This window comes from Aurantimonas sp. 22II-16-19i, from assembly GCF_002088275.1.
Lineage (GTDB): Bacteria > Pseudomonadota > Alphaproteobacteria > Rhizobiales > Rhizobiaceae > Jiella.
On record NZ_AQQS01000021.1, the window covers coordinates 39518 to 54663 of the forward strand.

Below are 15146 nucleotides of genomic sequence, written 5' to 3' on the forward strand. Positions count from 1 at the left end.
GATCTCTTTGCTCGGTCGCGCTGGCGGGGGCCGCGTTCGAGACGAAACGCCGACCCTCACCCCTTCTGTTCCATTCGATCGATCGATGCGGGGCGCGCGGCCCCTTCTGCCCGATCATCGCCTCAGAGCTTCCATCCCGAATGGATGGCCGCGATGCCGCCGGACAGGTTCCGGTAGGCGACCCGCTCGAAGCCGGCCTGCCGGATGGTGGCGGCGAAATTCGTCTGGTTGGGGAAGCGGCGGATCGATTCGACCAGATATTCGTAGGACTCCCGGTCGTTCGCCACCATCTGGCCGATCCGCGGAATGGCCTTGAACGACCAGGCGTCATAGACCTTCTCGAGCACCGGCAGCTCGACCTCGGAAAATTCCAGGCAGAGGAACCGGCCGCCGGGCTTGAGCACGCGGTAGGCCTCCTCCAGCGCCGTGCCGATCCGCGGCACGTTGCGGATGCCGAAGGCGATCGTATAGGCGTCGAAATAATTGTCCGGCAACGGCAGCTTCTCGGCGTTGCCTTCGAGAAAGGCGAGGTTGTCGGAGAGCTTGCGCTTGATCGCCCGCTCGGCGCCGACGCCGAGCATCGAGGCGTTGATGTCGACGACCGTCCCGTGGGCGCGGCCGCGCGACGCCTCGACGATGCGGAAGGCGACGTCGCCGGTGCCGCCGGCAACGTCGACGAAGCGGAATTCCGGCCGGTGCGGCGGGCTCAGCCAGGCGACCATCGCCGCCTTCCAGGCCCGGTGCATGCCGCCGGACATCAGATCGTTCATCAGGTCGTAGCGCTCGGCCACCCGGTGGAAGACGGCGTTGACCCGCTCCTGCTTCTCGGCGCCGCCGCCGACGGTCGCAAAGCCGTAGGCGGTCTCCATGGCATCGGCTGCGGTGGCGCGCGATTGCGACATGACGTTTGACCTTACATTGCAACGCATCGGCTCGATGCGGATATTGCGGGCCCCGTTGGGTTCGCCTGCCGCCTTGTCCGAAGACGGGCCGGCGGGCGACACGGGGGTAGCGGCTTCTGCGCGCGTCGCCAAGGGGCGATGCGCGAGCGCCGCCATTCGAGCGAAGGACTTAAGCGAAGATGCCGGAATTACCAGAGGTGGAGACGGTGCGGCGCGGCCTCGAGCCGGTCATGGCGGGCGCCCGCGTCGAGGCGGTGGTCGCCGCGCGGCCGGACCTGCGCTTTCCCCTGCCGGAAAACTTCGCCGCGCGGCTTCAGGGCCGGCGGATCGAGAGCCTGGGGCGGCGGGCGAAATATCTCCTCGCCGATCTCGAGGGCGGCACGGTGCTCGCCATGCATCTCGGCATGTCCGGCTCGTTCCGGATCGAGAGCCGGACGGGGACCAGCCTTCCGGGCGTCTTCGTCCATGCCCGCTCGACCGCAAGGCTGCACGACCATGTCCGCTTCGATCTCACCGAGCCGGGCGGCCTGCCGGTCTCGGTGATCTTCAACGATCCCCGGAGGTTCGGCTATATGAGCCTGATCGAACGGGCCGATTTCGGCGCCCACCCGCATTTCCGCAGCCTCGGCATCGAGCCGACCGGCAATGCGCTGTCCGGCGAGGCGCTGGCGCCGCAGTTCGCCGGGCGCGCCGCGCCGCTGAAGGCCGTGCTCCTCGACCAGTCGGTGATCGCCGGGCTCGGCAACATCTATGTCTGCGAGGCGCTGTGGCGGGCGAGGCTGTCGCCGCGCCGGGCGGCCGGCACGCTGGTGACGGCGAAGGGCCTCGCCACCCAACGGCTCCAGAGCCTCGCCGAACATATTCGCGACACCATCGCCGACGCGATCGCCGCCGGCGGCTCGTCCCTGCGCGACTACCGCCAGGCGGACGGCTCGCTCGGCTATTTCCAGCACTCCTTCGCCGTCTACGACCGCGAGGACGACCCCTGTCCGCGCGCCACCTGCCGGGGGGTGGTGAAGCGGATCGTCCAGTCGGGGCGATCGACCTTCTACTGCCCGATCTGCCAGAGATAGAAGGCGAAATCCCGCCACGGCGGGCCGGCACCCTGCGCCGACGGGCCATATTGCGTTCGCCCGCCTGATCGTTCAAGCATGGCGACAACCCGCGTCGCCCGTTCGACGCCCGTCGATCCGGTGGAGCGCCATGAGCTACGAAACGATCAAGGTCGAGACCCGCGGCCGCGTCGGCCTTCTGACCTTCAACCGCCCGAAGGCGCTGAATGCGCTGAGCCAGCAGACGATGCGCGAGGTGGTGCAGGCGCTGAAGGGCTTCCAGGCCGACGCCAAGATCGGCGCCGTCGTCCTGACCGGCTCGGAGAAGGCCTTCGCCGCCGGGGCCGACATCAAGGACATGCAGGGCATGGACTTCACCGACGCCCTGTCGGCGGACCTGTGGGGCGAGTGGGAAGGCCTCGGCGAGTTCCGCAAGCCGACGGTGGCGGCGGTGGCCGGCTATGCGCTCGGCGGTGGCTGCGAGGTGGCGCTGATGTGCGACATCGTGATCGCCGCCGACAATGCCAAGTTCGGCCAGCCGGAGATTACCCTCGGGGTGATTCCGGGCATGGGCGGCACCCAGCGCCTCGCCCGCTCGATCGGCAAGGCCAAGACCATGGACCTGGTGCTCACCGGGCGGCTGATGGACGTGCAGGAGGCCGAACGCTGCGGCCTCGTGGCGCGGATCGTGCCCGCCGCCGATCTCCTCGAAGAGGCGCTGCGCACCGCCGACAAGATCGCCAACTTCTCGCTGCCGGCGGTGATGCTCGCCAAGGAGGCGGTCAACCGGGCCTTCGAGGTGCCGCTGTCGGAGGGGCTGCGATTCGAGCGGCGGGTGTTCCACTCGCTGTTCGCCACCGAGGACCAGAGCGAGGGCATGGAGGCCTTCGTCCAGAAGCGCTCGCCGCAGTTCAAGAATCGCTGACTGGTTCGAGAATCGCGCGTTTCAGGCTCGCCAGCTCCAGAATCGCCGAGCCGTCGCTTTTGCCACCGGCCGGAACGGCCTGCGGCCATCCGGCCGCGCTTGCTGCGACGCGCGGCCGAAACTGGCGGCGGCTTGCTGCCGCCTCGAGCCAATGACGTGAACGACGTCTTCCCGGCCGAAGATGTCTTCACCGCCGACACTTCACCGGGCGGACGGATGTTGACGCATCCCCCTCCATTCCCTATAAGACGCGCCACTTGGCGGCGTCTTTCGGGCGCCGCCCGTTCTTTTGTGCCGCCGCATGTCCTCGTGATTGCCGGCGCTGCGTGGTCCGATCAGGAAAGAGAGACGAACATGGCCAACACACCCTCGGCCAAGAAGGCGACGCGCAAGATCGCTCGCCGCACGGCCATCAACGGCGCCCGCCGCTCGCGCGTGCGCACCTTCCTGCGCAAGGTCGAGGAAGCGATCGCTTCCGGCAACAAGGATGCCGCCGTCGAGGCCTTCCGGGCGGCAGAGCCCGAGATGCGCCGCGCCGCTTCCAAGGGCGTCTTCCACCGCAACACGGTGTCCCGGAAGATCTCGCGCCTGTCGCACCGCGTGAAGGCGATCGCCGAGGCCTGATCTCGCGACGACGTCTGCCAGACGAGAGCCCGGCCCCGGCCGGGCTTTTCGATTCTCTGGGCCGGGCTTTTTCGGTTTACCGGGTCGGGCTTTCCGGTTCCGGCGGGCGGTGCCTGTCGATTCCCGGCGGGCTGGAAGGTCCGGCGGATCGCGGCGGGATTGCGGACGGGTCTGGGCACAGCGCCATCGGCAGCGCCGTCTGGCGATCGGTGCGCTCGTGACGGCGGATTCGACGGGCTTCGGGGCCTGGCCGGCGCGATCCCGGCGGCCTGTCCGCCGATTGCGACAGATCGATGTCGACCGGTGCGAACCGGCAGGCGCGATTCTCTCGGCGCAAGGGGCTGAATTGTCGCGAGATTCCGCCCTCAAACCAACATTACCAAAATATCGCATTAAAAACAGTCGCTTAGAAGAGGTCACTGAGCACAATAAAATTGCCGGCTAACCAAATTCTCGCAAGCCATTGAGTCAAGTGGGCCGTCACAAATTCTGCAAAATTTATTCTTTCGGCACTGCGTCAAACTGCCCGTCCGGGCCGAACCGCCTGACGGCAAGGGGTTTGGAACCGCGTCACGAAACCAGTGGATGACGGAGGCGCAACAAGACGCCCCAGAGTCACCCTCATTCGGTCCGAGTCGGCTTGCCCCGCCAGCCGTTGTTTCGTAACTTCCGGCCATGACAAGAGCGGAGAGAGACGAAGTGCGGGGATCGAAGGACTTATCCAAAGCTTCAGTGCAAGCTGTGATGTGTCCGTTCGCCGCGTCCGCTACGACTCTCTTATAGCGTTTCGGTCTCAACCAAAAATATAACGCTGAGGCGCGCTCGGTTGGTCAAGCAACCGGCGCGATGCTTTGGCATTACTGACTGACGGGAAGTTTCAATGGCAACTGGCTACGAAGGCGACGTGACCGTCCGGCAATGCTGGTCGGCCCTGTCGGACGACCCCGCTGCGATCCTCGTGGACGTGAGGACCGCGGCGGAATGGACCTATGTCGGCATTCCGGACCTGTCGCCGATCGGCAAGGCCGCGGTTCTCGCCGAGTGGCAGTCCTTTCCTTCCATGGCCGTCGATCCAGATTTCGCCAGCCGGGTGACGCGGGCCGTCGTCGACGGCAAGCGCGACCAGCAGAGCCGGGTCTTCCTTCTGTGCCGGTCGGGCGTGCGTTCGGTCGCCGCGGCACGGGCGCTGACCGCGGCCGGCTTCGACCATTGCTTCAACGTCCTCGACGGCTTCGAGGGACCGCCCGACGAGAACGGCCACCGTGGCACGAAGGCCGGCTGGAAAGCGGAGGACCTCCCATGGCTACAGAGATGATTCGCGGCGGCCAGGCGGCCACTGGCCATGCGACGATGACGTGGGACGGCTCTCGCGCCGGGCCGGCAAAAGACAGCGTGACATACGGGGCAGACATGACGGGTGGCGACGAGGATCGGGCCGAGGTGATCGAGCGCGTCAAGATGCGCCTCAAGGCTCAGCTCGGCCAGGACATCTTCATGAGCTGGTTCCAGCGCATGAAGCTCGACAGCCTCGGCAAGGGCGTCTGCCAGGTCTCGGTCCCGACCGCCTTCCTGCGGTCGTGGATCCAGTCGCACTATCAGGAGCTTCTGACCGAGATCTTCGCCGAGGAGGTGCCGGGCACCCTGCGCGTCGACATCGCCGTGCGCTCCGCCGTCCGGGGCGGCGGCGTCACCATCCGCTCGAGCCGCATCGGCGGACGGGCCGAAAGCGCCGCGCCGCTCGTCGCCAGCGAGCCGCGCATCGCCGAGCGGGCCGTCACGCAGGCGCTGCCCGCCGAGACGCCGCTGGCCATCTCCGGCTCGCCGGAATTCGGCTCGCCGCTCGATCCGCGCTACGTCTTCGACAGCTTCGTCGAGGGCTCGTCGAACCGCGTGGCGCTCGCGGCGGGCAAGGCGGTGGCCGAGAACGGGCCGGGCTCGGTGCGCTTCAACCCGCTCTTCGTCCATGCCGCCGTCGGCCTCGGCAAGACCCATCTCCTGCAGGCGATCGCCAATGCGGCGGTGCGCCGGCCGGACCAGCCGCGGGTCGTCTATCTGACGGCCGAATACTTCATGTGGCGCTTTGCCGCCGCGATCCGCGACAACCGCGCCCTCGACCTGAAGGAGACGCTGCGCGGCATCGACATCCTGATCATCGACGACACCCAGTTCCTGCAGGGCAAGTCGATCCAGCAGGAGTTCTGCCATCTCCTCAACGCCCTGATCGATTCGGCCAAGCAGGTGATCTGCGCCGCCGACCGGCCGGCGGCGGATCTGGAATCCCTCGATCCGCGGGTGCGCTCGCGGCTGGCCAACGGCATCACCCTCGAAATCGGCGTGCCGGACTATCCGATGCGCAAGGCGATCCTGGAAAGCCGGGCCGCGGCGATGCGCGCCGAGGATTCGAGCTTTTCCATGCCCGAGCACATGATCGACACGATCGCCCGGCGGGTCGCCGGCTCCGGCCGCGACCTCGAAGGCGCCTTCAACCAGATCGCCTTCCGCCACTCCCTCGGCCAGCCGCTCTCAGCCGAGCATCTGGAGGATCTCCTCAACCAGCTGACGCGGGCGAATGTCGAGCGTCGGGTGCGCATCGAGGACATTCTGAAATTCGTCTCGCGCCACTACAACGTGACGCGGACCGACCTCCTCTCGGCGCGCCGCACCAAGACCATCGTGCGGCCGCGCCAGATCGCCATGTATCTCGCCAAGACCATGACGCCGCGCTCGCTGCCGGAGATCGGCCGCAGGTTCGGCGGCCGCGATCACACCACGGTGCTCCACGCCGTGCGCAAGATCGAGGGCGAGCGCTCCAAGGACGAGACGTTTTCCAACGAGCTCGACCTGATCCGCCGGATGATCGAGGAATGATCGCCACCTGAGCGAACCCGGCCGGCCGCCTTGCGCCGGCCGGCGGACCATCCGTCGAAAGACGAACCGCGCCGGGCGAGCCGGCCGGAATCACAGCCCCCTGGCCCGGCCTGCCGGCCGCCCGGTGCCGTCGACGCGGCGCCCGGCGGCTACGCCCTTTTCAAGCCGGCGGCGAGCCACTAAGAACGATGGTCCCGGACGCGTCACCTCCTGGCGCCGGGATTCTATGGAACGGCAGACCTCATGCGTATCATCATCGAGCGATCGAACCTCCTGAAGTCGCTGTCGCACGTCCACCGCGTGGTCGAGCGACGCACGACGATCCCGATCCTGTCCAACGTGCTGGTCCGCACCGAGGATGGCGGGATGCGGCTGAAGGCGACCGACCTCGACATCGAGATCACCGAAAGCGTCGCCGCCATGGGTGAGGAACCCGGCGCGACGACCGTGCCGGCGCATCTCCTCTACGACATCGTGAGGAAGCTGCCCGAAGGCTCCGAGGTCAAGCTCGCCACCAATGGCGAGGGGACGCAGATGACGGTGTCCTCCGGCCGCTCGAACTTCCGGCTGCAGTGCCTGCCCGAGGCCGACTTTCCCGACATCACCGCCGGCAGCCTCAGCCATTCCTTCCAGCTCAAGGCCTCCGACCTCCTGCGGCTGATCGAGCGCACCCAGTTCGCGATCTCCACGGAGGAGACGCGCTACTATCTGAACGGCATCTATCTCCACACCGTCGAGGCCGAGGGCGACCTGTCGCTGCGGGCGGTCGCGACCGACGGCCACCGGCTCGCCCGCGCCGAGGTGAAGGCGCCGTCGGGCTCGGAGGGCATGCCCGGCATCATCGTGCCCCGCAAGACCGTCGGCGAGGTGCAGAAGCTGCTCGGCGACTGCGGCGACGACGACACCGTGGCCGTCGAACTCTCCGACGCGAAAATCCGCTTCACCATCGGCGCCGTGGTGATGACCTCCAAGCTGATCGACGGCACCTTCCCGGACTACCAGCGGGTGATCCCGCAGAACAACGACAAGGCGCTGACCCTCGACCGGCAGACCTTCTCCAACGCCGTCGACCGCGTGTCGACGATTTCCTCCGAGCGTGGCCGGGCGGTGAAGCTGTCGCTCTCGCCCGACCAGCTGACGCTGACGGTGAATTCCCCCGACAGCGGCACGGCGACCGAGGAACTCGCGGTCGAATACGGCTCCGACGACATCGAGATCGGCTTCAACGCCCGCTACCTCCTCGACATCACCAGCCAGCTCTCCGGCGAGAGCGCCGTCTTCATGCTGGCCGATCCCGGCTCGCCCACCCTGATCCGGGACGGCGGCGACGAGACGACGCTCTACGTCCTGATGCCGATGCGGGTGTGAGCGAAACGGCGAGGCGCGCCCCCTCGGCCGGGCCCATGGCCTCGGCGAGCCTGCCCTCCTCGCGGGTCGAGACCCTGCGTCTCGGCGACTTCCGCAACTATCCGTCGCTGGATCTGACCTTCGACAGCGGCTTCGTCGTGTTCTTCGGCGACAACGGCGCCGGCAAGACCAATCTCCTGGAAGCCCTCTCGCTGCTCTCGCCCGGCCGCGGCATCCGCCGCGCGACCTATGGCGAGATGGCGCGCCAGGGCGGCAGCGGAGGCTTTCTGGTGCGCGCCGCAGTGGCCTCGACCGACGGCGCAACGCGGGTCGAATCGCGGCTTTCGCCGCCCGGCGCCGTGCCGGCCTCGCGCAACGTGCGGATCGACGAGACGGCGGTCAAGACCGCCGACGAACTCCTGGAAATCTGCCGCGTCCTGTGGCTGACGCCGGCGATGGACGGCCTTTTCACCGGGCCCGGCGGCGACCGGCGGCGCTTCCTCGACCGCATGGTGCTCGCCGTCGACCCGGCCCATGGCCGGCGCGCCTCCGACTACGAGCGGGCGATGCGCTCGCGCAACAGGCTCCTGTCCGAGGACCGGATGGACGACGGCTGGCTCTCCGGGCTCGAGGCGCAGATGGCCGAACTCGGCGTCGCCATGGCGCTGGCGCGGGCGGAGCTGGTTCGCATGCTGGCGGCCAAGATCGATGCCGCGGCGGGCGCCAGCCCGTTTCCGCTGGCGCGGCTGGAGCTTGCCTCCGGCTACGAGAGCGCCGATCTTGCCGGCGCGGCGCTCGACACGGAGGAGGAGGTGCGGCTCGCGCTGCGCCGCTCGCGCGCCCTCGACCGGGCCAGCGGCCGCACCCGCGAGGGCGCCCACCGGGCCGATCTCGCGGTGTTCTTCGCGGCGAAGGCGATGCCGGCGGCGCTCGCCTCGACGGGCGAGCAGAAGGCGCTGCTGATCGGCCTCGTCCTCGCCCATGCCCAACTGGTGGCGCAGGTTTCCGGCTTCCGCCCGATCCTGCTGCTCGACGAGGTGGCGGCGCATCTTGATCCCGGCCGGCGCGGGGCGCTGTTCGATCTCGTCGCCTCGCTCGGGGTGCAGGCCTTCATGACCGGCACCGACGCGCAGCTCTTCGAGGCGCTGGGGGGCCGGGCGAACATGATCCCGATCGGCGCCACAGACTGAGGATGACACGATGCGCGAACCGTCTCTCGAGACCTCCGAGATCGAACGCTACGCCCGGCACATCGTCCTGCCGGAGGTGGGCGGGCCGGGCCAGCAGAAGCTGAAGGCGGCGCGCGTCCTCGTCATCGGTGCCGGCGGCCTCGGCTCGCCGGTGGCGCTCTATCTGGCGGCGGCCGGCGTCGGTCGCATCGGCATGGCCGACGATGACCGCGTGTCGCTGTCGAACCTGCAGCGCCAGGTGATCCACGCCACCGCCGACATCGGCCGATCAAAGCTCGACAGCGCCGAAGAGAGGATCACGGCCGTCAATCCGCATGTCGCCTTCACGGGCCACGAGGTGCGGATCGACGCCGAAAACGGGCCGGCCATCGTCGCGGGCTACGATCTCGTCGTCGACGGCTCGGACAATTTTTCCACCCGCTACCTGATGGCCGACCTCTGCGAGGCGGCGGGGATCCCGCTCGTCACCGCCGCGGTGCAGCGGTTTTCGGGCTCGCTCACCGTGCTGGCGCCGCATCTTGTGGACGGCGACGGACGGGCGAACCCGCGCTACCGGGATCTCTTTCCCGAGGCCCCTCCCCCCGGCGTCGTGCCGAGCTGCGCCGAGGCGGGCATCCTCGGCACCACCACCGGCGTCCTCGGCACGCTGGCGGCGAACGAGGCGATCAAGCTCGTCTGCGGCATCGGCGAGCCGCTGATCGGCAAGCTGCTGATGGTCGACCTCCTGGCCTTGCGTTTCGAGACGATCCGCTACCGGCGGCCGAAGAGCGGCTGAGGGCTTCGCCCGGGGCCGCTCCGACGCCGCGGCTGCAAGCGGCTACTCCGCCGCGACGGCGCTCTTGGCCACGGCCGGAGCCGCCGGTTCATCGACGGCGCTTTCGGGAATCGCCAGCGACAGGATGATCGCGGACAGGCCGGCCAGCGTGATCGGGGTCGCGAAGACCTGGCGGATGAAGTCCGGCAGCTGCTGGGTGGCGTCGGGCACCAGCGTCACGCCGAGGCCGAGACCGAAGGACACGGCCATGATGTAGGCCTTGCGCCGGTCGATCTCCTCGCTCGCCAGGATGCGGATGCCGGCGACGGCGATCGTCCCGAACAGGACCAGCGTCGCGCCGCCGATCACCGGCTTGGGGATCATCAGGAAGACGCTGCCGATGACCGGCAGAAAGCCCATCACCACCAGGATGCCGGCGATGTAGAGGCCGACATGGCGGCTGGCGACGCCGGTCATCTGGATGACGCCGTTGTTCTGGGAGAAGGTCGTGTTGGGGAAGGTGTTGAACAGCGCCGCAAGGCCGGAATTGACGCCGTCGGCCAGCACCCCGCCCTTGATCCGGGAGAGATAGAGGTCGCCCTTCACCGGCTCGCCGGCGATCACCGAATTGGCGGTGAGGTCGCCGGTCGTCTCGATGGCGGTGATGAGATAGATGAAGGCGATCGGCAGGAACAGCGCGAGATCGAAGTCGAGGCCGTAGCGCAGCGGCATCGGCAGCGCCACCAGCGGCCCGGCGCCGAAGGACGAGACGTCGACCTTGCCGAGGACGAGGGCGACGAGGAACCCCGCCACCAGGCCGAGCATGATCGCCGAGATGCGGATCATCGGGTTGGCATGGAAGCTGAGGACGAGGATCACCGCCACCACGAGGAAGCCGAGGGCGAGATTGACCGGATCGCCGAGATTCTCACCTGCGGTCGCGCCGCCGGCAAAGTCGGTGAAGCCGACCTTGACCAGCGACAGGCCGATGACGGTGATGACGACGCCGGTGACCGTCGGGGTGATGATCCGGCCGAGCCTGCCGATGAACTGGGAGAGCACGATCTCGACGAGGCAGCCGACGAGACAGAGGCCGAAGATCATCGCCAGGATGTCCTCCGGCGTGCCGCCGCGTCCCTTGACGGCGAAGCCCGCCGCGAGGACGGCGCCGAGAAAGGCGAAGCTCGTCCCCTGCAGGCTGAGGAGGCCGGAGCCGACCGGGCCGATCCGCCGGCACTGGATGAAGGTCGCGACGCCCGAGACGAACAGCGACATGGCGATGAGATAGGGGACTTCCGCGCCGAGGCCGAGCACCCCGCCGATGATCAGCGTCGGCGTGACGATGCCGACGATCGCCGCCAGGATGTGCTGGACGGCCGCCAGCGTCGCCGGTCCCGGCGGCGGCACGTCGTCGAGCGCATAGATCAGTGTGCCGAGGGGCGCTGCCGTCTTTTCGCGCATCGATGCCTCCAGTTGCGTCAGCCGGCGGGCGAGCGGCCCGTCCTGGGCGGCCGAGCCCGCTGACGATCAGCCAAGCAGGAACCATACCAGTTCTTCAAGATCGCAAGACTGCCAAACTCGCCTCCCTGGTCAAAGCATCAGAGCTTCGTCATCCCGGGCTTGACCCGGGATCCGTTCCTCTGCCCTGCAAACAGCCAATCGCGCCAGAAGATTGAACGGCTTCGGATTGATCTGTCGCTGCGGCATCAATGGTTTGGAATGGATCCCGGCTCGGGGGCCGGGATGACGAAGCTGCCATCTTCGCGACCCTCATTCGGCGCCGATGCCGCCTCGCATGAGATCGAAACAGAACCGCCCCCGGTGTTTGCCGGGGGCGAGGCAGTTTGCATATCCTGTGCTTGCGACGACGCGGGCGCCGAACGGCAAGCGCGGACTGTCCTGAGGCCTTAGGCCGCGGCCGCCTCGATCTGCTTGCCGTTGGCGTTGCCGGGCACGGTGTTGATCGCGATCGTGCGGGGCTTCATGGCCTCCGGAATGACGCGGACCAGATCGATGTGCAGCAAGCCGTTCTTCAGGCTGGCGCCCTTGACCTCGACATGCTCGGCGAGCTGGAAGCGGCGCTCGAAGGCGCGCCCGGCGATGCCGCGATAGAGGACTTCGGCGGGCGCGTCCTCCTTCTCGGTCTTCTCGCCCTTCACGGTCAGGACGTTCTCGCGGGACTCGATCGACAGCTCGGTCTCGTCGAAGCCGGCGACCGCCATGGTGATGCGGTAGGCGGTCTCGCCGGTGCGCTCGATGTTGTAGGGCGGATAGGTCTGGCCATTGTCGGGCTGGGACAGGCCGTCGAGCATCGAGACGAGCCGGTCGAAGCCGACGGTGGAACGATAGAGGGGGGCAAAGTCGACGTGACGCATGATGTTCTCCATTGGAAGCAACAGTTTCACCTATGACCGATCAAGCAACCCGTCTGGCGTTGCTTCGGCCGTGCGACCCTTTCCAGCGGTCGCAGACCCCATCTGGTGGCGATTTCTCGCCCGTTCAAGAGAGCGGCGCGAGGAGACAAGCAAGTTTTTGATGGTTGCTGGCGCGGGGCGGCAGGCGCCGGCTGCCGGCTCGTCACGCAGGCGGGCGACACCGGCCCACCGCCCGCCGCAAGTGCCCAGCGTCCCGGGGCCGAGTGGGCGAAGAAAAATTTACCTGAACGACAGATGAACGCGGGCTTCCGGCGGCATTCAGGCGCGGACCGCCATTGTGAGCGTCATGGAGCGACGGGGTCGACAACCCAAGGAACCGGCCCCGCCCCTCCGCCGCCCGTCTTCGAACTTGCGTTCGGCGGCTTTTGAAACGGTCGCAGTGTCCCGTCCCTTCCACTGTGGCCGCTCGACCGGGAGTCTTAAGACGGGGCTCCCGGTCACTTTTTTCCCGTGACATCGTCAGCAGCATTCGTGGAGCGTTCGGCCGCTCCGGCCGCAAGCGGCTGCGAGCCGGCGCCGCAGCACCGGCGACGTCACCACGACCGACGATCGATTCGCGAAAAATCCCCGGCCCGAAAACGCCCAGGCGACATCGCCCGGCCCTCAGCCCTGCCCGTCCCGGCCCGTCGCCCGGCGCGCCCGAGATCAGGCGGCGCGGGCCACCGGCACCATCGCCCGCGACGACGTCCCGCCGGCTGCCGCCGCCCGGTCTTCCTCCAGCATGCGGATGCGCTCTTCGCGCTTGGCGCTCTCGCGGTTCAGCCGCTCGATCTCGTGCTTGCGCTTGTAGGAGGCGCGGCGATGGTGCGCCTGGCTGAGGAAGGCGCCGATCCCGCCGAGGATCACGCCGACGATGAGCGCGCAGAACAAGAGAAGCGACAGCGGCGCGTCGAAGGTCAGCTGCGGGATGCTGCCGAAGGGATCCAGCGTGACCGGCACGGCGCCGCGATTGATCACCGTGAAGACGACGAGCACGGCGGCGATCGGCAGGAGGATGAGAAGGGAAACGATTTTGGCGATCATGGCTCTTCGTCCAGGCTCGTCGCAAGGCGCGACATGGGTCGACGCCATAAGATGGCAAAGTCGGGTGCGGCGTCAACGCGCCCGCCGCCCGTCAGATGGCGCCGGGGCGCGGTTCGGCCGCTCGCGACCGCCTATTTGGTGTTGAGCCGCTCGCGCAGTTCCTTGCCGGCCTTGAAGAACGGCACCCATTTCTCGTCGACCGACACGGCCTCGCCGGTCCGCGGGTTGCGGCCGGACCGGGGCGGCCGGTTCTTGACCGAGAAGGCGCCGAAGCCGCGCAGCTCGACGCGGTTGGAATCGCACAGCGCCTCGGTGATCTCGTCGAAGATGGCGTTGACGATGGTCTCGACGTCACGCTGATAGAGATGCGGATTGCGGTTGGCGATCGCCTGAACCAGCTCTGACTTGATCATGCGCGTTGTCCCTCTGCAAACCGGTGGCACCGGGTGACCTTGGTGCTCCGCACGAAGCCCTAGCGGAAAGTCGGGAAATTTGACAGATATTTCCGTGGCTTCACTGAACCCTTGGATGGCTACCGAAAGGCTGCCAGAGCGACACGAGCCCGTCAAGCCGGCCGGCCTTCATCATCAGCGCGGACTCGATGCTGCCGGCCCGCGAATCGAGGCCGACGACGGAATAGACGAGCGACCGCATCTCGCCGAGGATCGAGAAGGAGGAGGTGTCCTCCGGCTTGCGCTCGACGAATTTCAGCCCGGCCGGGATCTTCCTGTCCTCTTCGAGCCAACGGCGGACCGCCTCCTCGCCGCCGAGCTCGTCGACGAGCTTGAGGTCGAGGCCCTGGTGGCCGGTATAGATCGACCCGTCGGACAGGCTGCGTGCCGTCTCGATCGGGATCTGGCGGCGCTCGGCGACGAGACCGACGAACCAGTCGTAGGTATCCATCACCAGCCGCCGGATCATGTCTTCCGCGCCCGCCGGAGCCGGGCCGAAGGGCGACGGCTCGGCCTTCAGCGGCGAGGACTTGATGGCGTTGACCTCGACGCCGACCGTGTCGAGCAGCTTCTCGGCGTTCACATACTGGAAGATCACGCCGATCGATCCGACGATGGAGGTGCGCCGCGCGACGATGCGATCGGCCCCCGCCGCGATCATGTAGCCGGCCGAGGCGGCGAGCGTGCCCACCTCGGCGACCACCGGCTTCTTCTCGGCGATGGCGCGAACCGCCTGGTAGATCGATTCCCCGCCGACAGTGGTTCCGCCCGGCGAATCGATCCGCAGCACCACCGCCTTGACGGCGTCCTCGTCCTTGAGCTTGCCCAGGAGGTCGAGCAGCTTGCGGTCCTCGAGGATCATGCCCTCGATGGAGACGCGGGCGATCTGCTCTGACAGCCGGCCACTGATGGCCTGCGGATAGCCGAGCAGGAAGGGTGCGGCGATCAGCGCCACCACGGCGATGGCCACCGCGGTGATGCGCCAGAAGCTCAGCCTCCGTCGCAGCCGGCGACGGTCGATCATCTCTGCCGCGACATTGACCATCGTCTCTTCCGTCCTATCAATCGTCTCGCGTCGGCTGGCGCGACATGGGTTCCGCCCGGACGCGGCAACGACGCTCCGGCGCTTCGAAATCTTCCGACCGGCCCCACCGCCGGGCGCTTCCCGGGCTCAGCCCCCCGGGCTCGGACTCCTGCGCTCGAACCATCGAGCGTCGGGCCTGTCTCCGGCCTGCCCGGGCCTGCCCGGGCGATCGAGCGTCGGAGCCATGACCGAACGTCGCCCGGCTGGGAGACGAGACCGCGCATGATCGTGCACCGTCAGCGCCGTTCGCACCGGCTCCGGCCCCGCCCGTGAAGGCCCGCCGATCAAGGAAAGACGGGACAAGCCAACATGTTCGTGGCAGTAGCGAAAACCGCGGCGGCTGTGAAGGGGATCCCCGGGGCGGTGGCCGGCGCACGGCAGGCCGGGCGGACCTCTGGCCGGGAGTACCTCTGGCCGGGCGCAGTTCATTCACCACGCCGGCGGGCGGCGTCTCGACGAAGCGTGATCGCTTATCGTAAAACGGCGGCAT

General features: G+C 67.9%; 14 protein-coding genes. 8 read left to right on the forward strand and 6 right to left on the reverse strand.

All coding sequences use genetic code 11. From position 1 onward, the window contains the following. Positions 1 to 122: 122 nt before the first annotated feature. Positions 123 to 902, reverse strand: coding sequence for a bifunctional demethylmenaquinone methyltransferase/2-methoxy-6-polyprenyl-1,4-benzoquinol methylase UbiE (gene ubiE / locus ATO4_RS16560; RefSeq protein WP_083592643.1), 780 nt, complete (start codon positions 900 to 902; stop codon positions 123 to 125). A 179-nt stretch (positions 903 to 1081) separates the two neighbouring features. Here ubiE and mutM point away from each other — a divergent pair, with 179 nt between their 5' ends. The 8 genes from mutM to moeB all read left to right on the forward strand — a co-directional run bounded on the left by mutM (position 1082) and on the right by moeB (position 9683). After that, entirely contained in the window at positions 1082 to 1975 is an 894-nt protein-coding gene (gene mutM, locus ATO4_RS16565) for a bifunctional DNA-formamidopyrimidine glycosylase/DNA-(apurinic or apyrimidinic site) lyase (protein ID WP_083592644.1), read from the forward strand. 130 nt (positions 1976 to 2105) lie between these two features. Beyond that, a complete protein-coding gene (locus ATO4_RS16570) occupies positions 2106 to 2879 on the forward strand; it encodes an enoyl-CoA hydratase (protein ID WP_083592645.1) in 774 nt (257 codons plus the stop codon). 354 nt (positions 2880 to 3233) lie between these two features. Then, positions 3234 to 3503 (forward strand): 30S ribosomal protein S20, encoded by a 270-nt coding sequence (rpsT, locus tag ATO4_RS16575; protein ID WP_083592646.1) that lies wholly within the window; start codon positions 3234 to 3236, stop codon positions 3501 to 3503. An 880-nt stretch (positions 3504 to 4383) separates the two neighbouring features. Then, on the forward strand, positions 4384 to 4818 hold the full coding sequence (locus tag ATO4_RS16580) for a rhodanese-like domain-containing protein (protein WP_083592647.1): 435 nt from the start codon (positions 4384 to 4386) through the stop codon (positions 4816 to 4818). Between the two features lie 95 nt (positions 4819 to 4913). Then, entirely contained in the window at positions 4914 to 6371 is a 1458-nt protein-coding gene (gene dnaA, locus ATO4_RS16585; protein WP_245308788.1) for a chromosomal replication initiator protein DnaA, read from the forward strand. Between the two features lie 243 nt (positions 6372 to 6614). After that, positions 6615 to 7739, forward strand: coding sequence for a DNA polymerase III subunit beta (dnaN, locus tag ATO4_RS16590; protein WP_083592648.1), 1125 nt, complete (start codon positions 6615 to 6617; stop codon positions 7737 to 7739). A 50-nt stretch (positions 7740 to 7789) separates the two neighbouring features. Beyond that, positions 7790 to 8908, forward strand: coding sequence for a DNA replication/repair protein RecF (recF, locus tag ATO4_RS16595; RefSeq protein ID WP_083592698.1), 1119 nt, complete (start codon positions 7790 to 7792; stop codon positions 8906 to 8908). A 10-nt stretch (positions 8909 to 8918) separates the two neighbouring features. Continuing rightward, the gene (gene moeB / locus ATO4_RS16600; RefSeq protein WP_083592649.1) at positions 8919 to 9683 is read left to right on the forward strand and encodes a molybdopterin-synthase adenylyltransferase MoeB; all 765 of its coding nucleotides are present in this window, start codon (positions 8919 to 8921) and stop codon (positions 9681 to 9683) included. A gap of 42 nt (positions 9684 to 9725) precedes the next feature. Here the strand turns inward: moeB and ATO4_RS16605 are convergent, their stop codons facing one another. The 5 genes from ATO4_RS16605 to sppA all read right to left on the reverse strand — a co-directional run bounded on the left by ATO4_RS16605 (position 9726) and on the right by sppA (position 14617). Next, complete coding sequence (locus tag ATO4_RS16605) at positions 9726 to 11123, reverse strand: nucleobase:cation symporter-2 family protein (protein ID WP_083592650.1); 1398 nt, start codon at positions 11121 to 11123, stop codon at positions 9726 to 9728. Between the two features lie 446 nt (positions 11124 to 11569). Beyond that, complete coding sequence (locus ATO4_RS16610) at positions 11570 to 12037, reverse strand: Hsp20 family protein (protein WP_083592699.1); 468 nt, start codon at positions 12035 to 12037, stop codon at positions 11570 to 11572. Between the two features lie 705 nt (positions 12038 to 12742). Further along, positions 12743 to 13120 (reverse strand): lipopolysaccharide assembly protein LapA domain-containing protein, encoded by a 378-nt coding sequence (locus ATO4_RS16615; protein ID WP_176223031.1) that lies wholly within the window; start codon positions 13118 to 13120, stop codon positions 12743 to 12745. A gap of 131 nt (positions 13121 to 13251) precedes the next feature. Then, complete coding sequence (locus ATO4_RS16620; protein WP_083592652.1) at positions 13252 to 13533, reverse strand: integration host factor subunit beta; 282 nt, start codon at positions 13531 to 13533, stop codon at positions 13252 to 13254. A 100-nt stretch (positions 13534 to 13633) separates the two neighbouring features. Continuing rightward, complete coding sequence (gene sppA, locus ATO4_RS16625; RefSeq protein WP_083592653.1) at positions 13634 to 14617, reverse strand: signal peptide peptidase SppA; 984 nt, start codon at positions 14615 to 14617, stop codon at positions 13634 to 13636. Positions 14618 to 15146 lie beyond the last annotated feature (529 nt).